The 18,799-nt window shown below is 63.2% G+C and carries 18 protein-coding genes; 16 read left to right on the top strand and 2 right to left on the bottom strand.

The genetic code is table 11. The features are described 5' to 3' along the window. The first annotated feature begins 69 nt into the window (after nt 1–69). Genes pheA through aroA form a run of 4 tightly spaced genes read left to right on the top strand, consistent with a single transcriptional unit; the run spans nt 70 to nt 4,653 of the window. On the top strand, nt 70–1,233 hold the full coding sequence (gene pheA / locus B2246_RS03650; protein WP_040010928.1) for a prephenate dehydratase: 1,164 nt from the start codon (nt 70–72) through the stop codon (nt 1,231–1,233). A 19-nt stretch (nt 1,234–1,252) separates the two neighbouring features. Beyond that, nucleotides 1,253–2,377 carry a histidinol-phosphate transaminase gene (gene hisC, locus B2246_RS03655; RefSeq protein ID WP_008643653.1) on the top strand — a complete coding sequence of 375 codons (1,125 nt, stop codon included), beginning with the start codon at nt 1,253–1,255 and terminating at the stop codon, nt 2,375–2,377. 9 nt (nt 2,378–2,386) lie between these two features. Continuing rightward, on the top strand, nt 2,387–3,295 hold the full coding sequence (locus B2246_RS03660; protein ID WP_008643654.1) for a prephenate dehydrogenase: 909 nt from the start codon (nt 2,387–2,389) through the stop codon (nt 3,293–3,295). A gap of 44 nt (nt 3,296–3,339) precedes the next feature. Then, on the top strand, nt 3,340–4,653 hold the full coding sequence (gene aroA / locus B2246_RS03665; RefSeq protein ID WP_008643655.1) for a 3-phosphoshikimate 1-carboxyvinyltransferase: 1,314 nt from the start codon (nt 3,340–3,342) through the stop codon (nt 4,651–4,653). 27 nt (nt 4,654–4,680) lie between these two features. On the opposite strand, the gene B2246_RS03670 is transcribed toward aroA, so the two are convergent. Next, nucleotides 4,681–4,911, bottom strand: a complete 231-nt coding sequence (locus tag B2246_RS03670; protein WP_008643656.1) for a DUF2061 domain-containing protein — start codon at nt 4,909–4,911, stop codon at nt 4,681–4,683. Nucleotides 4,912–5,069: 158 nt separating this feature from the next. On the opposite strand from B2246_RS03670, the gene cmk reads away from it, so the two are divergent. From cmk to cysM, 11 genes are all read left to right on the top strand, one after another. Next, nucleotides 5,070–5,729 (top strand): (d)CMP kinase, encoded by a 660-nt coding sequence (gene cmk, locus B2246_RS03675; RefSeq protein ID WP_008643657.1) that lies wholly within the window; start codon nt 5,070–5,072, stop codon nt 5,727–5,729. 143 nt (nt 5,730–5,872) lie between these two features. Then, the gene (rpsA, locus tag B2246_RS03680) at nt 5,873–7,567 is read left to right on the top strand and encodes a 30S ribosomal protein S1 (protein WP_008643658.1); all 1,695 of its coding nucleotides are present in this window, start codon (nt 5,873–5,875) and stop codon (nt 7,565–7,567) included. A gap of 33 nt (nt 7,568–7,600) precedes the next feature. Beyond that, nucleotides 7,601–8,008: an integration host factor subunit beta gene (locus tag B2246_RS03685; RefSeq protein WP_008643659.1), complete on the top strand. Its 408-nt coding sequence runs from the start codon at nt 7,601–7,603 to the stop codon at nt 8,006–8,008. 228 nt (nt 8,009–8,236) lie between these two features. Beyond that, a complete protein-coding gene (locus tag B2246_RS03690) occupies nt 8,237–8,560 on the top strand; it encodes a LapA family protein (RefSeq protein ID WP_008643660.1) in 324 nt (107 codons plus the stop codon). A gap of 3 nt (nt 8,561–8,563) precedes the next feature. Continuing rightward, nucleotides 8,564–9,784: a lipopolysaccharide assembly protein LapB gene (gene lapB, locus B2246_RS03695; protein WP_008643661.1), complete on the top strand. Its 1,221-nt coding sequence runs from the start codon at nt 8,564–8,566 to the stop codon at nt 9,782–9,784. Between the two features lie 57 nt (nt 9,785–9,841). Further along, nucleotides 9,842–11,215 (top strand): UDP-glucose dehydrogenase family protein, encoded by a 1,374-nt coding sequence (locus B2246_RS03700; RefSeq protein ID WP_008643662.1) that lies wholly within the window; start codon nt 9,842–9,844, stop codon nt 11,213–11,215. Nucleotides 11,216–11,294: 79 nt separating this feature from the next. After that, on the top strand, nt 11,295–12,239 hold the full coding sequence (rfaE1, locus tag B2246_RS03705; RefSeq protein ID WP_286879716.1) for a D-glycero-beta-D-manno-heptose-7-phosphate kinase: 945 nt from the start codon (nt 11,295–11,297) through the stop codon (nt 12,237–12,239). Between the two features lie 26 nt (nt 12,240–12,265). Next, the gene (gene rfaD / locus B2246_RS03710; protein ID WP_286879718.1) at nt 12,266–13,261 is read left to right on the top strand and encodes an ADP-glyceromanno-heptose 6-epimerase; all 996 of its coding nucleotides are present in this window, start codon (nt 12,266–12,268) and stop codon (nt 13,259–13,261) included. A 209-nt stretch (nt 13,262–13,470) separates the two neighbouring features. Next, nucleotides 13,471–13,851, top strand: coding sequence for a ComEA family DNA-binding protein (locus B2246_RS03715; RefSeq protein ID WP_186426362.1), 381 nt, complete (start codon nt 13,471–13,473; stop codon nt 13,849–13,851). 220 nt (nt 13,852–14,071) lie between these two features. Then, a complete protein-coding gene (locus B2246_RS03720) occupies nt 14,072–15,397 on the top strand; it encodes a solute carrier family 23 protein (RefSeq protein ID WP_200876273.1) in 1,326 nt (441 codons plus the stop codon). Between the two features lie 110 nt (nt 15,398–15,507). Next, nucleotides 15,508–16,410: a cysteine synthase CysM gene (gene cysM / locus B2246_RS03725; RefSeq protein ID WP_029309853.1), complete on the top strand. Its 903-nt coding sequence runs from the start codon at nt 15,508–15,510 to the stop codon at nt 16,408–16,410. Nucleotides 16,411–16,489: 79 nt separating this feature from the next. On the opposite strand, the gene mltB is transcribed toward cysM, so the two are convergent. After that, complete coding sequence (mltB, locus tag B2246_RS03730) at nt 16,490–17,596, bottom strand: lytic murein transglycosylase B (RefSeq protein ID WP_035881564.1); 1,107 nt, start codon at nt 17,594–17,596, stop codon at nt 16,490–16,492. Between the two features lie 164 nt (nt 17,597–17,760). Here mltB and B2246_RS03735 point away from each other — a divergent pair, with 164 nt between their 5' ends. Then, nucleotides 17,761–18,684, top strand: a complete 924-nt coding sequence (locus B2246_RS03735; RefSeq protein WP_008643671.1) for a histone deacetylase family protein — start codon at nt 17,761–17,763, stop codon at nt 18,682–18,684. Nucleotides 18,685–18,799 lie beyond the last annotated feature (115 nt).

Genomic DNA, 18,799 nt, shown 5'->3' on the forward strand with positions numbered 1-18,799 from the left:
ATGCGCGCGGCGTGGCTTCGCCCCAGACTTTCCGAGGCCGCCTTTTCGCGCGGCCCGCCAGGCCTTGATATGACAGAGCAAGACAAGTCCCCCGCCGCCGATGCCCCCGCACAGGAAGCCGGGCGCCAGGACGCTCCTGGACCCAGCGCGCAGGAGCAGGCGTTGTCGGCCGATCTGGCGCCACTGCGCACCCAGATCGACACCGTCGACCGTGAACTGCTGGCGCTGCTCAATCGTCGCGCCCAGCTCGCCCTCGACGTGGGCGAGGTCAAGAAGAAGTACGGCGCCCCGGTATTCCGTCCCGAACGCGAGTTGCAGGTGATCCGCAAGGTGCAGGGCGCCAACCCCGGACCGCTGCTCGACGAAAGCGTGGCATCGATCTGGCGCGAGGTGATGTCCGCGTGCCGCGGCCTGGAAAAGCCGCTTGAGATCGCCTTCCTGGGCCCGGCCGGAACGTTTTCCGAGCAGGCGCTCTACGCGCACTTCGGCCACGAGGTGACGGGCGTGCCGTGCCCCAGCATTGACGAGGTGTTCCGCGCCGTGGAGGCCGGTACCGTCGAGTACGGCGTGGTGCCGGTAGAGAACTCGACCGAGGGCGCGGTGTCGCGCACGCTCGATCTGTTCCTGCAGACGTCGCTCAAGATCAGTGGCGAGATCGCGCTGAAGGTCCACCACAACCTTATGGCATCCACGCCGGACATGAAGGGTGTGACCGTCGTGCGTGCTCATGCGCAGGCGCTCGCGCAGTGCCAGAACTGGCTGTCCGCGAACTATCCGCATCTGGAGCGCCAGGCTGTGTCCAGCAATGCCGAGGCCGCGCGCATGGCCAGTGAGGACCCTACCGTTGCGGCGATTGCCGGTGAATCGGCGGCCAATCGCTATCACCTGCACATTATCCGTTCGCACATCCAGGACGATCCGCACAATCGCACCCGTTTCGCAGTGATCGGCCGCTATGAGACCGAGCCTTCTGGCAGCGATCAGACCTCGTTGATCCTGTCGGTGCCGAACAAGGCGGGCGCCGTGTATCAACTGCTGGCGCCACTGGCCGAGAATGGCGTGTCGATGTGCCGGTTTGAGTCGCGCCCGGCGCGCAGCGGCGCGTGGGAGTACTACTTCTACGTGGATGTGGAAGGCCATCAGCACGAACCGGCCGTGACGCGGGCGATCGAGACGCTGCGTCGCAATGCCGCGTACCTGAAGGTGCTGGGCTCGTACCCATCCAGCAAATAACGGCAGCGAGGAGACAGACATGGCAGTGCAGGAGAACGCGGCTGACTACTTTGGTCCGTCCTATGTGCGCAAGATCTCGCCGTATATCGCGGGCAAGCCGATCTCGGAAGTGGCTCGCGAATTCGGACTCGACGAGGCGCGCATCGTCAAGCTGGCGTCGAACGAGAACCCGCTTGGCATGCCGGCCTCGGCAAAGGCGGCTATCGCCGCCGCGACGGAGGATCTGGGCCGCTATCCGGACAGCAACGGCTTCGAGCTGAAGGCGAAGCTGTCGGAGAAATACGATGTGCCGGCCGAGTGGCTGACGCTCGGCAACGGTAGCAACGACATTCTGGAACTGGCCGCGCACGCATTGGTGCGCAATGGCGAGTCGATCGTCTACGCCGAGTACTCGTTTGCGGTCTACGCACTGGCTACGCAGGAAGTTGGCGCGCGCGCCATCGAGGTCAAGTCGCGCGACTATGGGCACGATCTCGATGCGATGGCTGCGGCGATTGCGCCCGACACCAAGCTCGTCTTCATCGCCAATCCGAATAACCCGACAGGCACATTCGTGTCCGCCGCCGAGATCGAGGCTTTTCTGGCCAAGGTGCCGCCGCATGTGGTGGTTGTGCTGGATGAGGCCTACAACGAGTATCTCGATGCGGGCCAGCAGTACGAATCGGTTGCCTGGGTGCGCAAGTATCCGAACCTGATGGTGTCGCGGACGTTCTCGAAGGCCTATGGGCTGGCGGGGCTGCGGGTCGGCTATGGCGTGGCACAGCCCCAGCTTACCGATCTGCTGAACCGTGTGCGACAGCCGTTCAACGTCAACAGCCTCGCACAGGCTGCTGCTGTGGCAGCGCTCGACGATACGGCGTTTCTGCAACGCAGCGCCGAATTGAATCGTCAGGGCAAGGCGCGGCTGGTGGAAGCGTTCGAGCGGAGTGGGCTCGAGTACGTGAAATCGTCCGGCAACTTTGTCATGGTTCGCGTGGGTGGCGACGATGGCGCTGGCGCGCGGGTCAATCTGGCGCTGCTGAAGCAAGGTGTGATCGTGCGCCCCGTGGCCAACTATGGCCTGCCGCAGTGGCTGCGCGTGACGATCGGTCTGCCGGAAGAGAACGACGCGTTTATCGCGGCGCTGGAACAGGCCCTGAAGTGAAACTCAAGCATGTCTGAAACCGTGAGCGCATTGCATTTTTCGAAAGTCGTGATTGTCGGCGTCGGCCTGATTGGCGGATCGCTGGCGCTGTCGCTCAAGCGCGCGGGCGTGGTGGGGACGGTCGTGGGTGTAGGCCGTTCTGCGGCGTCGCTGGACAAGGCCAAGGCGCTCGGCGTCATCGACGAGGCCGCATCGCTTGAGGACGCGATGCGAGGCGCAAGTCTGGTGGTGCTGTGCGCGCCCGTGGCGCAGAATTTCGCACTGCTCCACGCGCTGGAACCACATCTGCAGCCGGGCACGATCGTGACCGACGCAGGCAGCACCAAGTCCGACGTCATCATGGCGGCCAAGACCGCGCTCGGCGACAAGGTTGCCCAGTTCGTGCCCGCCCATCCGATCGCGGGTCGTGAGCTGAACGGCGTGGAGGCTGCGCTCGACGACCTCTACGCAGGCAAGAAGGTGGTGCTTTGCCCGTTGCAGGAAAACTCGCGGGCGGACGTGGCCGCTGTGCGCGCCATGTGGGAAGCCACGGGTGCTGATTGCCACGTGATGTCGGCCGTGCAACACGATGCCGTGTTTGCGTCGGTCAGCCACCTGCCGCATCTGCTGTCGTACGCGCTCGTGGCCCAGGTGGCCAACGCGGAGGACGCGGCACTGAAGCTGGACTTTGCGGGCGGTGGCTTCCGCGACTTCACGCGCATCGCGGCGTCGTCGCCAGAGATGTGGCGCGATATCTGCATCGCCAACAAGGATGCGTTGCTGCGCGAGATCAGTATCTACGAGTCCGTGCTGGCGCATCTGAAGACCAAGATCAAGGAAGGCGATGGCGCGGCGCTCGAACGGCTGTTCGCGCGTGCCAGCGACACACGCCTGAAATGGGGCGCCGCACGGACGGCTGCCAACAACGTCGAACCCTGATGCCGCCAGCGCGCGCGGCGCGCAACGGCCATGCTGCAGAAAACATGGAACAACTGACCCTCGGCCCCCTGACCCGTGCTTCCGGCACGGTGCGCCTGCCCGGCTCCAAGAGCATCTCCAATCGCGTGCTGCTGCTGTCGGCGCTCGCCACCGGCGAGACGCGCGTCCGCGACCTGCTCGATTCCGACGACACGCGCGTCATGCTCGAAGCGCTCAAGGTACTCGGCGTGGCATGGCGGCGCGAGGGCAACGACTGCATCGTGTCCGGCGTGGGCGGAAATTTCCCGAACAAGGCGGCAGAACTGTTCATGGGTAATGCCGGCACCGCGATCCGGCCGTTGACCGCCGCACTGGCGCTGCAAGGCGGTACGTACAAGTTGAGCGGCGTGCAGCGGATGCATGAGCGGCCGATCGGCGATCTGGTCGATGGCCTGCGGCAGGTCGGCGCATCGGTGGATTACCTGGGCACGCCCGGCTACCCGCCTTTGCAGATCAACCCGGCGCAGATTCGCATTGATGCACCGATCCGTGTGCGCGGCGATGTATCGAGCCAGTTCCTGACCGCGCTGTTGATGACGTTGCCAATGGCCCAGGCGCAATCGGGTCGCATCGAGATAGAAGTGGTCGGCGAATTGATTTCGAAGCCGTATATCGAGATCACGTTGAACTTGCTGGCACGCTTTGGTATTGCCGTTGAGAGACAGGGCTGGGAGCGCTTTATCCTGCCGGCCGGCGCGCGGTACCGTTCGCCGGGCGAGATTTACGTTGAGGGCGATGCGTCCACGGCATCGTACTTCCTGGCGGCGGGCGCCATCGGCGGTGGCCCGGTACGCGTGGAAGGTGTGGGCATGGCGAGTATCCAGGGCGATGTTCGGTTTGCCGATGCGCTGAACCGGATGGGCGCCAACGTGATGGCCGGTGACAACTGGATTGAGGTGCGCGGCACCGAGCGTGACGACGGCCGACTCAACGGCATCGAGCTCGACTGCAATCACATTCCTGATGCAGCGATGACGCTGGCCGTGGCCGCGCTGTTCGCGGAGGGCACCACCACGCTGACCAACATCGCCAGCTGGCGGGTCAAGGAAACGGACCGCATCTCGGCGATGGCGACGGAGCTGCGCAAGCTTGGCGCCGAGGTGGAGGAGGGGGCTGACTACCTGAAAGTGACGCCGCCGGCCTCACCGACGACGTGGCAGACCCCGGCTGCTGGAATTGGCACCTATGATGACCATCGGATGGCCATGTGTTTCTCGTTGGCCGCATTCGGCCCGTTGCCCGTGAAGATCAACGACCCCGGCTGTGTGGCAAAGACGTTCCCCGAGTACTTCGAGGTATTTGCCGGAGTGGCGCGGTAAGCGGTCACTCAGCCCGGGAGGCCATGATCAGGCGGCGGCGTAACGGGCCGCCGTCTTTGCTTCGGGGGTTGCTGCATGGGTTTTGGCCTGGCGTTCGCGGCGCTCCCAGAATTTGTCGAAGAAGTAGTGAGCCACCGTGTTCACGGCGGGCTCGATGAATGTAATCGCGCCGCTGATGGCCAGGCTGCCCGTCAGGGCGTAGGTCACGCTGAAAGCGATGCCCAGATGCATGATGCCGAAGGTCAGGGTCTTGGCCATGGTAGATTGCCTCGCGTTTGGGAATTCAGGGCGGTTGCGCGACCGCTTTTGTGGGGGAGCCGGGAGAGGGAAGGCCGGTAGCCGCGCAACCATGAGTCAAATGATAATGAGTATCAATTGATTCTAGAAATTAATAGTTTTTACGTTGGTAATAATCAATGACTATCGTTGATGTCATCACCATTGATGGCCCGACGGCATCCGGTAAGGGTACCGTGGCGCACAAAGTGGCGGATGCTCTCGGCTTTCATCTACTCGACAGCGGCGCGCTGTACCGTCTCGTGGCGCTGGCGAGCGACCGTGCAGACGTTGGCGTGCAGGACGTCGACACCCTTGCAAAAATGGCCGCGCGTCTCGATGTCAAGTTCGGCCCGGACCGGGTATGGCTGTCCGGCGAGGAAGTCAGTCAGACGATTCGCCTCGAAGCCATCGGTAACCGCGCGTCCGCGATCGCCGTGCACCAGCCCGTGCGTGATGCGTTGACTGCACTCCAGCGCGGCTTCCGCAAGCTCCCGGGCCTGGTGGCCGACGGCCGCGACATGGGCACGGTGATCTTCCCGGATGCCCCGCTCAAGGTGTTCCTGACCGCAAGCGTGGAGGCCCGCGCTCGTAGGCGCTATAAACAATTGATTGATAAGGGAATTTCTGCTAATATCGAAGACCTTTTGCGTGACCTTGAGGAACGCGACGCGCGGGATCGCACCCGTGCCGCCGCGCCGCTGCGTCCCGCTGAAGGCGCTTATCGCCTCGATACGTCAGAAATGACGGTGGAAGAGGCGGTGGCGCAGGTGCTGGAGTGGTTCGCCGCAGTGCGGTGATTAAAACCACTAGGCGCCAACCTGGACCTGTATCGGAACCCAACCCGTCCGGTACCGGTTGTTCAACTTGACCCCGCTGCGCAAGGCAGACTGAGCGCGATAGTCGCGCCGGCCCGCGTACTGCGGATTGCTAAATTACGTTTATGTCCGACCTGCAAACTAACGAATCCTTTGCCGCACTGTTCGAGGAATCGATCGCCCGCTCCAATATGAAGGCTGGCGAAGTGATTTCCGCTGAAGTCGTGCGCATCGACCACAACTTCGTGGTCGTCAACGCCGGCCTCAAGTCCGAGGCATTTGTGCCGGTGGAGGAGTTCCTGAACGACCAGGGCGAACTCGAAGTGCAGGCCGGCGACTACGTGTCCGTGGCCATCGACGCGCTCGAGAACGGCTATGGCGACACCATCCTTTCCCGCGACAAGGCCAAGCGCCTGGCATCGTGGCTGAACCTCGAGAAGGCGCTGGAAGACGGCGAGATCATCTCGGGTACCGTGACCGGCAAGGTCAAGGGCGGCCTGACCGTCATGGTCAACGGCATCCGTGCTTTCCTGCCGGGTTCGCTCGTCGACGTGCGTCCGATCAAGGACACCACGCCGTACGAAGGCAAGACCCTGGAATTCAAGGTCATCAAGCTCGACCGCAAGCGTAACAACGTCGTGCTGTCGCGCCGCGCCGTGGTGGAAGCCACGCTGGGCGAAGAGCGTCAGAAGCTGATGGAAACGCTGAAGGAAGGCGCGATCGTCAACGGTATCGTCAAGAACATCACCGACTACGGCGCGTTCGTGGACCTCGGCGGTATCGACGGCCTGTTGCACATCACCGACCTGGCATGGCGTCGTGTGCGTCACCCGAGCGAAGTGCTGTCGGTTGGCCAGGAAATCACCGCCAAGATCCTCAAGTTCGACCAGGAAAAGAACCGCGTCTCGCTGGGCGTGAAGCAACTGGGCGAAGATCCGTGGGTGGGCATCTCGCGCCGCTACCCGCAAGGCACCCGCCTGTTCGGCAAGGTGACCAACCTGACCGACTACGGCGCGTTCGTCGAGATCGAAGCCGGTATCGAAGGTCTGGTGCACGTGTCCGAAATGGACTGGACCAACAAGAACGTGGCTCCGTCGAAGGTTGTCCAGCTGGGCGACGAAGTGGAAGTCATGGTTCTGGATATCGACGAAGACAAGCGTCGTATCAGCCTGGGCATGAAGCAGTGCAAGGCCAATCCGTGGGACGATTTCAGCCGCAACCACAAGAAGGGCGACAAGCTGACCGGCCAGATCAAGTCGATCACCGACTTCGGCGTGTTCATCGGTCTGCCTGGCGGCATCGACGGCCTGGTGCACCTGTCCGACCTGTCGTGGCAAGAGTCGGGCGAAGAAGCCGTGCGCAAGTACAAGAAGGGCGACGAAGTGGAAGCTGTCGTTCTGGGCATCGACGTCGACAAGGAACGCATCTCGCTGGGCATCAAGCAACTGTCGGGCGATCCGTTCAACAACTTCATCTCGGCCAACGACAAGGGCTCGCTCGTGAATGGCACGATCAAGGCCGTTGACGCGAAGGGCGCCGTGGTGCAGCTGGCTGACGACGTGGAAGGCTACCTGCGCGCTTCGGAAATCTCCGCCGATCGCGTGGAAGACGCCCGCAACGTGCTGAAGGAAGGCGAGCAGATCACCGCCCTGGTGGTGAACGTCGACCGCAAGTCGCGCAACATCAACCTGTCGATCAAGGCCAAGGATTCCGCAGAGCAGCAAGAAGCGATGCAGAAGTTCCAGGCTGACACCGGCACGGCTGGCACGACCAACCTCGGCGCACTGCTGAAGGCCAAGCTCGGCCAGGACAACCAGTAATATCGAGCCGCGCCGCGCGCAGCGAGACCGCCCATGACCAAGTCAGAGCTCGTCGAAAAACTGGCTGCCCGCTTTCCGCAGTTGCTGCTGCGGGATGCGGACATCTCGGTGAAAACGATTCTCGACGCGATGTCCGAGGCGCTGGCCGATGGCCATCGCATCGAAATCCGAGGTTTCGGCAGTTTTGGTTTGAACAAGCGGCCGCCCCGCGTGGGCCGCAACCCCAAGTCCGGCGAACGAGTGCTGGTGCCCGAGAAACGGGTGCCGCACTTCAAGGCTGGCAAGGAGTTGCGCGAACGCGTCGATCGTACGGTGGCGCAGGGCGGCGGCATGAACGGCAACGGTCATGCCCCGCACGGCAAATCCGGGCAATCGCAGCTTGGCTCGCAATCGCCGGCGTCGTTGCACGATGATGGTCAGCTCAATCTGGTACGGTCCTGATCGGACTGGAAGGCTTGCTGGCCTGACTGGAAGTCTGTTGGAAAGCGCTCCCTCGGGGGCGCTTTTTTGTTGCGCAACTGTTGAGCCGACCTAGTCGCGATGCGACCAATGGTTACCGTTTGTCATAAGTGATTCCGTTACAATGCCGGGAATCCGTCGCCGGAGATGTCCGGATGCGTTTCCTGCATATCCTGACGATTCCGATCCAATTTCGATGGCTCTGACCGCATGAAACTCGTCGCCTGGATTTTCCGCATTGTCCTGTTCGTCCTGTTGTTCGTGCTGGCCCTGCGAAACACTGGCGATGCATCCCTGCAACTGTTCTTCGGTGCGGTCTGGCATGCGCCGCTGATCCTGATCCTGCTGGCAGCATTTGCCCTGGGCATCGTCGCGGCATTGGCTGCCGTGGCGCCAGGACTGATGCGACAGCGCATGGAGGCAGGGCGCTTGCGACGGGCGCTTGGCGAAGCGCGGGCAACGTCGCCCGCCGAGGCAGTGCCGCCCGAGGCCAAGCCCGGCGTTCCTTATAACGTAGTCGGTCCGAAAGTCTGACCCATGATGTTTGAAACCTGGTGGCTGCTGGCGTTGCCACTTGTCTTTGGCCTAGGCTGGATGGCGGCACGCTTTGATCTGCGCCAGCTCATCAGCGAGCAGGGTGCCTTGCCGCGCTCGTACTTCAAGGGCCTCAATTTCCTGCTGAACGAACAACCGGATCAGGCCATCGACGCCTTTGTCGAAGTGGCGCGCCTCGATCCGGAAACCACCGAGCTTCACTTCGCGCTCGGCGCGCTGTTTCGCCGCCGTGGCGAAACCGAACGCGCGATTCGCGTGCACCAGAACCTTGCCACGCGTCCCGATCTGCCGGAGCCCGAACGCGAACACGCGCTATATGAGTTGGGGCAGGACTTCCTGCGCGCCGGCCTGCTAGACCGTGCGGAAGAGTCGCTGCGCCGGCTGATGTCCGGTCCCTACGCGGCCTCGGCCAAGCGTGTGCTGCTCGAACTGTATGAAGTCGAGAAGGAGTGGCAGAAAGCCATCGAAGCGGCACGCGAACTGCAAGCACTCGACCAGCAGGACTATCGCGTACAGATCGCCCAGTTCTGCTGCGAGCTGGCCCAAGATGCGCTGCTGAAGAAGCGTCCCGAGGATGCGGTGGAATGGCTGCGCCGTGCCATGCAGGAGAATCCCGCCAATGTGCGTGCGCCGATCCTGCTTGGCGACGTCTCCGCCGCAGGCGGTGACACTGAAGGCGCGCTCAAGCAATGGCTAGCGATCGAAGCGCAGGATGCCGCCTATGTGCCGCTCGTCGCCGACAAGGTCGTGAAGGCGTATGCGACGCTCGGCGAACAGGGCAAGGCACTGGAGTGGTTGCACGGCCTACTGAAGGGCAACCTGGCCCCCGAACTGCTCGATACGGCGTATCGCACCGAACTTGAAGTGAACGGCCCCGTGGCCGCGGCTGCTTTGATGCGCGAGCAACTGCGTCGCCAGCCGACGCTGCTCGCCTTGACCAAGTATTTCGAGGCACAGGCCGCCGAGAACCAGGCGGCGCAGGAGCAGTCAGCCGAATCCGCCGAAGGTGGTGGGGATGCCGTGGTCGCCCCGCAGGCGCAGGAAACGGCCGCCATCCGCGATCTGCTGCAACTGCGCACTCGCAATCTGGCGCGTTATACCTGCCGTGAATGTGGCTTCCGTGCCCGCCTTTTCTACTGGCAATGCCCTGGCTGCAACCGCTGGGAAACGTATGCGCCACGCCGCTCCGAAGCGCTGGGCTAAGCCGCTACACGCAATGCCCCGGGCGATCAAGATCATTACTATTCTGGAGCTTCCGCAATGAAAGTCACGATTATCGGTAGCGGCTATGTCGGTCTGGTGACCGGCGCCTGTCTGGCCGAACTCGGCAACTCCGTGTTCTGCCTCGATGTCGACGAAAAGAAGATCGCGCTGCTGAATGCCGGCGGCGTGCCGATCTACGAACCAGGCCTGAAAGAGCTGATTGACCGCAACCGTGCGGCCGGCCGCCTGACGTTCTCGACCGATGTTGCCGCCAGCGTCGAACATGCCGACGTACAGTTCATCGCCGTGGGTACCCCGCCGGACGAAGACGGCTCGGCGGATCTGAAGTACGTGCTGGCAGCGGCCCGCAATATCGGCCGGCATATGACCGGCTTCAAGGTGGTGGTGGACAAGTCGACCGTGCCGGTTGGCACAGGCGATCGCGTCAGCGCCGTGATTCGCGAGGAACTGGCCGCGCGCGGTCTGGAAGACCTGCAGTTCTCGGTGGTGTCGAACCCCGAGTTCCTGAAGGAAGGCGCGGCCGTGGAAGACTTCATGCGTCCGGACCGTATCGTGCTGGGCTGCGCGCCCGACGTTGCGGGCCGCCATGCGCAGGCGATCATGCGTCAGCTCTACTCGCCGTTCAATCGTAACCACGAGCGCACGTTCTATATGGATGTCCGTTCGGCCGAGTTCACCAAGTACGCCGCGAACTCGATGCTGGCCACGCGTATCTCCTTTATGAACGAGCTGGCCAATCTGGCCGACGAGGTCGGTGCGGACATCGAACTCGTGCGCCTCGGCATCGGTTCGGATCCGCGTATTGGCTATAGCTTCCTGTACGCCGGCGCAGGCTATGGCGGTTCGTGCTTCCCGAAGGACGTGCAGGCGCTGATGCGCACGGCTAGCGCCCACGGCAAGCCGATGCGCGTGCTGGAGGCCGTGGAGGCCGTCAACGATTCCCAGAAGCAGGTGCTTGGCGACAAGATCATCAAGCGATTTGGCGAGGATCTGACAGGCAAGACGTTTGGCGTCTGGGGACTGGCATTCAAGCCGAATACCGACGATATGCGCGAGGCGCCGTCCCGCGTGCTGGCGCGCGAGCTGATTTCGCGCGGCGCGTCGTTGCGCGTGCATGATCCGGTGGCGATGGAAGAGGCGCGTCGCGTGATCGAGCTCGATCTGGCCGATATTCCGGACGCCATGGCGCGCATCCAGTTCTGCAATGCCCAGATGGACGTGCTCAAGGATGCCGACGCACTCGTGATCGTGACCGAATGGAAGGTGTTCCGCAGCCCGGATTTCTCGCAAATTCGTAACATGCTCAAAACGCCTGTCATTATTGATGGTCGTAATCTCTACGAACCCGATGCCATGGCCGAGGCCGGCATCGAGTACCACGCGATCGGGCGCTCGAGCTCGGCGCGCTGACCCGTTCAATCCGCGTATCCGTGAGAGCCCGATCGAGCCGCGTCCCAGTTGGGCGCGGCCAGGGCGCAAAGGGAAGTTCATGAGCAAGAACCCGATTTCGCTGGATCAGATCCGACAAGCGCAAGTGCTGGTAGTGGGCGACATGATGTTGGACCGCTACTGGTTCGGCGATGTCGAACGCATTTCTCCCGAAGCCCCCGTGCCGGTGGTGCAGATCAAGCGCAGCGACGAGCGCCTGGGCGGCGCCGCCAACGTGGCGCGCAACGCCGCCGCGCTGGGCGCGAAGGTTGGCATGCTGGGGGTGGTCGGTGACGACGAACCCGGCCGCACGCTTGAAGCGCTGCTCAATGCCAGCCACGTGCAGCCGTACCTGCATCGTGATGCCAGCCTGAGCACGACGATCAAGCTGCGAGTGGTGGCCCACCAGCAGCAACTGCTGCGTGTCGATTTCGAAAATGCGCCGGCCAGCGAAGTGCTGGCGTCGGTGCAGGAACGCTTCGGCACGCTGATCAGCGACTACAAGGTGCTGGTGCTGTCCGACTACGGCAAGGGCGGGTTGACGCATGTCGGCCGCATGGTCGAGGCAGGCCGCGCCGCCGGGCGGGCCGTGCTTGTCGATCCCAAGGGGGATGACTACTCGCGCTATCGCGGCGCCACGCTGATCACGCCGAACCGCGCGGAAATGCGTGCCGTGGTGGGTGCCTGGAAGACCGAGGCGGACCTGACGATCCGCGCCCAGAACCTGCGGCGCGAGCTGCAACTCGAGGCGCTGCTACTGACACGCTCGGAAGAGGGCATGACGCTCTACACCGAGGCCGAAGTCCTGCATGTCTCGGCGCAGGCGCGCGAGGTCTATGATGTATCGGGGGCCGGTGACACTGTCATCGCCACGCTGGCCACCATGCTCGGCGCGGGCGTGCCGCTCAAGGAAGCGGTTCAGCACGCCAATCGTGCCGGCGCCATCGTTGTCGGCAAGCTGGGTACCGCCGTTGTTACTTATTCCGAATTGTTCGGCGCTGCCTGAGCGGCGCCACCGAGCCTGAATCCGCCATGACCATCATCGTGACCGGCGCTGCCGGCTTTATCGGCAGCAACATCGTCAAGGGCCTGAACGAGCGCGGCGAGACGAACATCATCGCCGTGGACAACCTGACCCGTGCCGAGAAGTTCAACAATCTCGTCGACTGCGAGATTGCCGGCTACCTGGACAAGACCGACTTCGTCGCCCGCTTCGCGCGCGGCGATTTCGGCAATGTTCGCGCGGTATTCCATGAAGGCGCCTGCTCCGACACGATGGAGACCGACGGTCGCTACATGATGGAGAACAACTACCGCTACACGCTCGCCTTGCTGGAGGCGTGCCTGGAGCAGGGCGCCCAGTTCCTGTACGCGTCGTCGGCGGCCACTTATGGCGCTTCGACGATGTTTCGCGAGGACCGTGACTACGAAAAGCCGCTGAACGTCTACGGCTACTCCAAGTTCCTGTTCGACCAGGTGGTGCGCCGTCGCCTGTCTTCCGCCCATTCGCAGATCGTGGGCTTCCGCTACTTCAACGTCTACGGGCCGCGCGAATTCCACAAGGGCCGTATGGCGTCGGTGGCGTTCCATCACTTCAATCAGTTCCGCGCCGAAGGCACGGTCAAGCTGTTTGGCGAGTACAACGGCTACGCGCCGGGTACGCAGAGCCGGGACTTCGTGTCCGTGGAGGACGTGGTCAAGGTCAATCTGTACTTCCTGGACCATCCCGAGAAGTCCGGCATCTTCAACCTCGGTACAGGCCGGTCGCAGCCGTTCAACGACATCGCCGTCTCGGTGGTCAATGCGCTGCGCGAGTCGGAAGGCAAGCCGGCGCTCTCGCTCGACGAAATGGTGCAGGAAGGGCTGGTCGAGTACGTCAAGTTCCCTGATGCCCTGCGCGGCAAGTATCAATGCTTCACGCAGTCGGATGTATCGCGCCTGCGTGGGGCGGGCTACAGCGACCAGTTCCTGACCGTGCAGGAAGGCGTCAGCCGGTACTGCAAGTGGCTGCTGGAGCGAAGCGCCTAAGGTTCGTTTGCAGGGTGCGTTCGTCGTCCCCTGTTGCGTGGAAGCCGCGGACTGCAACGCGGTTATTTTGATTCGACACACAATGGCGCGAAGGTTGTGAACCTTCGTGTCCAGACCCTTCCGACACCTGCTCGGACTCCTATCCTGCGTTTGCCCGTCGCCACCCGGCGGCCGGGCATCAACCAGACCAATGAACAGGAGTCTTTCTGATGCGCAGGACGTTCGATCTTTCCCTCCCTGAAATCTCGCTGCATCGCTGTATGCGTACCGCGCGCCGCGTGGGCGCCGCAATCGGGCTTTCGATGTCGATCCTGGCCATGAGCCCGGCCTATGCTGATGTCGATGTCAACAGTGCCGACGAAGTGGCGCTTGCCACGGTCAAGGGCATTGGGCCGGCCACCGCCAAGCGTATCGCCGATGAGCGCGGCAAGAACGGTGCATTCAAGGATGCCAACGACCTGGTAGATCGGGTCCCTGGCATCGGGCCGAAATCGGTGGCCAACTTGCAGGCAGCGGGGTTGAGCTTCGGCAAGGCGCCGGACGTCGCGCGCAAGGATGCCCGGCCAGCGCCCAAGGCTGCCGCCCGCTGACGCCAGCGGATCCGCACCCGGGTCAACAATCGCAGGCTGGTATGCGTTGTGCTTGCGGTACGAGGTGCCGTTTGCACGGCCCGGGGTGCGGAGTATCATGCGCAACGCCACTGCCGACAGTGGTCGCCGGGCCGTGCAATCCGACAAAACCATCGAACAAGACCAACCAACTGGCGTGCCTGATGTGAGCCGGGCCGCCGCTGAAAAGGGAGAGAACAACATGGCGAATGGCCAGGACAATGCTGGGGGGGAAGGTTTTTTTCCGAAGTGGCGGCTCAAGACCGAGGGCGTGATCGGCCCCGACGAGCGCCTGCCCGCCGGACAGACGCTGCTGGCGGGTATCCAGCACGTGGTGGCGATGTTCGGGTCGACCGCGATCGCGCCGATCCTGATGGGTTTCCATCCTAATATCGCCATCCTGTTCTCGGGCATCGGCACCCTGCTGTTCTTCCTTTTTGTTCGCGGTCGCGTGCCGAGCTATCTCGGCTCGAGCTTTGCGTTCATCGCCGTTGTTATCGCGGCCACTGGCTATGCGGGTAGTGGTCCGAATCCCAATATTCCCCTGGCGCTGGGCGGCATCATCGCGGCGGGCGCGTTATATACGATCATCGGCCTCGTCGTGCAGGCAGTTGGGTACGGTTGGGTGGAAAAGCTGATGCCGCCGGTCGTGACTGGCGCGATCGTCGCGGCAATCGGCCTGAACCTTGCGCCGGTGGCGGTCAAGGCGGTCAGCGCCGCGCCGCTCGATACCTGGGTGGGCTTGCTGACCGTGCTGGCTGTCGGCCTGATCGCCGTGCGCGCGCCAGGTATGCTTGGCCGCCTGCCGGTGCTGCTGGGCGGACTGGCCGGCTATCTCGCCTACTACGTTGCCACCAACCTGATGGGGCTGGGCAAGGCCATCGACTTTTCGGGTGTGGTGGCGGCGAGCTGGTTCGGCATGCCGGAGTTCACGGCGCCGGTATTCCAGGCCAATGCCATGCTGCTGATCGCGCCGGTGGCCATCGTGCTCGTGGCGGAGAATCTCGGGCATATCAAGGCGATCGGCGTCATGACTGGCCGCAACCTCGATCCGTACATCGGCCGCGCCTTCATCGGTGACGGTGTAGCGACGATGTTGTCGGCGGCCGGTGGCGGCACTGGCGTGACCACCTACGCTGAGAACATGGGCGTGATGGCGGTGACCAAGATCTATTCGACGCTGATCTTCGTGGTGGCGGCCGCCGTGGCTATCCTGCTCGGCTTCTCGCCGAAGTTCGGTGCGCTGATCCTGACGATCCCGGGGCCGGTGATCGGGGGCCTGACCATCGTCGTGTTCGGCCTGATTTCGGCGACGGCCGGCCGCATCTGGGTGCAGAACCACGTCGATTTCTCAAGCTCGCGCAATCTGATTACCGTGGGCGCCACTCTGACGGTGGCTGCCGGCGATTTGACCCTGAAGCTTGGCGGCCTGACGCTTGGCGGCATCGGTACCGCGACGTTTGGCGCCATCCTGCTGTACCACCTGCTCGGCAAGGGCCGGACGCAGGAGCAGGGCCTGACGCATTGATCTGCCATAGGGAATCCCGCCGGCTGGGTGCCTGGAAATGGCCCGGCCGCCGGTGCGGATAAGTTGGGTGCATTACAATGGCCTGCGAAAAACCGACCGACACCGCACCCATGGCTTATAAAACGATTGAAGACACCATCGGCAACACGCCGTTGGTCCGACTCCAACGCATTCCCGGCACCGCGATCGAGGCACGCGGCAATGTGATTCTCGGCAAGCTCGAAGGCAACAACCCGGCAGGTTCGGTCAAGGACCGTCCGGCGGTGTCGATGATCCGCCATGCCGAGGCCCGTGGCCGCATCAAGCCCGGCGATACGCTGATCGAAGCAACTTCCGGCAATACCGGCATCGCGCTGGCCATGGCCGCGGCTATCCGCGGCTATCGCATGGTCCTGATCATGCCCGAGGACCTGAGTCTCGAGCGTCGCCAGAGCATGGCGGCGTATGGCGCTGAAATCATCCTGACGCCGGTCAAGGGTGGCATGGAATATGCCCGCGATCTGGCCGATGCCATGGAGCGTGACGGCAAGGGCGTGATCCTCGACCAGTTCGCCAATCCGGACAATCCGCTGGCGCACTACGAGACGACTGGCCCGGAGATCTGGAAAGACACTGACGGTCGCGTGACCCACTTCGTTTCGGCGATGGGCACCACGGGCACGATCACCGGCGTGTCACGCTATCTGAAGGAAAAGAACCCGCTGATCCAGATCATTGGCGCGCAGCCGGCTGAAGGCTCGCGTATCCCGGGTATCCGCAAATGGCCGGAAGCGTATCTGCCGAAGATCTACGATCCGAAGTTCATTGATCGCCAGGAGCCCGTGACGCAGGCCGATGCGGAGCATATGGCTCGCCGCATGGCGCGTGAGGAAGGCATCTTTGCAGGTATCTCTGCCGCAGGCGCCCTGTGCGTGGCGCTGAGGATTGCCGAAGAGGTCGAGAATGCGACGATCGTGTTCGTCGTGTGCGATCGCGGCGACCGCTATCTGTCGACGGGCGTGTTCCCGGCCTGATCGCCCGGACCTGCCCTGAAAGAAAGGCCCCGCAGGCTTGCGCCGCGGGGCCTTTTTCTTTGCTGTTGCCGCTGGGCGTTCAGGCCATGGCGGCCTTCACGGCCTCACCAAGCTGATACACCGTCAGCGCGTAGAAGAAGCTCCGGTTGTACCGCGTCAGCACGTAGAAGTTGCGCAGGCCGATCACATATTCGGTCGGCTGGTCAGGCGTTGGGAGATCGGCGATCAACACGCCTGTTTCGCCTTCGCGGGCGACGTCGATGGGTTCGTCCACGCGCAGTCCGGCGCGCGTGAGCTGGTTGAGCGTGCGTGTCGGCCACGGTTCGCCGTCGGCCGCGGCCGCGGCAACGCCTCGGCTGCCATCGTCGTTGGCGATCTGCCAGACCACCGGACGTCCCTGTTCCCAGCCATGCAGTTGCAGGAATCGGCCGACGCTGCCAATGGCATCGGTCGGGCTATTGCGCAGGTCGATATGCCCGTCGCCGTCATAGTCGACCGCGTACTCGCGCAGACTCGTGGGCATGAACTGCGGGATGCCGATTGCGCCGGCATAGGAGCCCAGCACCGAAAATACGTCGGTCTTGGTGTCGCGGCACCAGAGCAGGTAGTCGGCGAGCTGATTCCGGAAGAGCTTGGTGCGCGCCTCACGGTTCGGGGTGTCGGGGTAGTCGAACGCCAGCGTCGAGAGCGAGTCCAGGACGCGGAAGTTGCCCATATCGCGCCCGTAGATCGTCTCCACCCCGATGATGCCGACGATGACCGATGCCGGCACGCCGAACTCGGCCTCGGCGCGACGCAGCGTCTCGCGGTTCTGCTGCCAGAAGCGCACGCCGGCGTTGATGCGGATCGGTTCGATAAAGCGTGACCGGTACGCCCGCCAGCTTTTCTTGCCCGGGGTGGTCGGCGGCATGATCAGCCGTGCGACCGTCGTGGAATAGACCGCCTGGCTGAACCAGCCCTCGAGTTCGGCCCGCTGGAAGCCGTTGCTGGCCACCATCTCGTCGATGAATGCGCGGGTTTGCGGATGATTCTGATAGCGGCCCGGTTCGATCTCCTCTTCCCGGACGCTCACGCGGCGCTTGCCGGCGGCGAGAAGCCGAGGAGAAATGCCGCACAGGCCCAATGCGGCAGCGGTGAGTGCGGCGCCCAGCAGCGGGCGGCGCAGGGTGCGCTGGTGGTCGGTCATGTTGTCCTTTGCAAGTCGCACCGAGTATAGCGGATGCGATGTACGCGACGCCTCGTCGAGGGCGTATTCCGGCGTGCCGTACACGACAGCCAACAGGCGTAGAAGCGCGGGGCACGTCATGTGCTAACGTAGCGTCTGGAGACGAACTTGACCCATAACGAATAATGTCAACGGGCTACTACACGCATCCGTCGTTCCTGATGCATGAGATGGGGCATTTCCATCCTGAATGCCCGGAACGCCTGCAGGCTATCGAGGACCATCTGATTTCGCATGGGATGGATGGCCTGCTGGACCGGCGGGAGGCGCCGGCTGCCACCGACGCGCAAATCGAGCGCGTGCATCGACCCGAATATGTGGCCAGCCTTGTCGCGATGAGTCCCGCCACCGGCTACCACCCGATCGATCCCGATACCCTGATGAACCCGCACACGCTCACCGCTGCCAGACATGCGGCTGGTGCGGCGGTGGCTGCCACGGATGCCGTCATTGCCGGCGAACTGGAGAACGCGTTCTGCTGTGCGCGTCCGCCGGGCCATCATGCCGAGCCCGATCGCGCGATGGGATTCTGTTTCTTCGATAACGTGGCGATCGCGGCACGACATGCGCTGACGGCGCACGGCCTGTCGCGCGTGGCGATCGTCGATTTCGATGTGCACCACGGCAACGGCACCGAGGCGGCCTTCCGCGACGACCCGCAGGTGCTGATGTGCAGCTTTTTTCAGCACCCGTTCTACCCGTACAGCGGCACGGAGCACTTCGCGCCGAACATGTCGAACATCCCGCTGCCCGCGTACTCCAACGGCCTGGCCGTGCGCGAGGTCGTGGAAACGATCTGGCTGCCGCGGCTCAACGAATTCAAGCCCGAGATGCTGTTTATCTCCGCCGGCTTCGATGCGCACCGCGAGGATGATCTCGGACAGATGGGGCTGGTCGAGCAGGACTATGCGTGGATCACGCAGCAGCTCGTTGACGTGGCGCGCGCTCATGCGAAGGGCCGCATCGTGAGTTGCCTGGAGGGGGGGTACAACCTTAGCGCCCTGGCGCGAAGCGTATTCGCCCATCTGAAGGTGCTGGTTGAGACCTGAAGGTGACAAATGCGCCACTTATGAAGGCGTCTATATGACGCCAGCGCATAAAGCCATCGAAAAAATCTCGTTTGAGGTATGAAGCGGATCGCATAAAATGTTCGCTTCACAAAAA

It is taken from the genome of Cupriavidus sp. UBA2010, assembly GCF_002335265.1.
In the GTDB taxonomy this organism is placed as follows: Bacteria; Pseudomonadota; Gammaproteobacteria; order Burkholderiales; family Burkholderiaceae; genus Cupriavidus; species Cupriavidus metallidurans.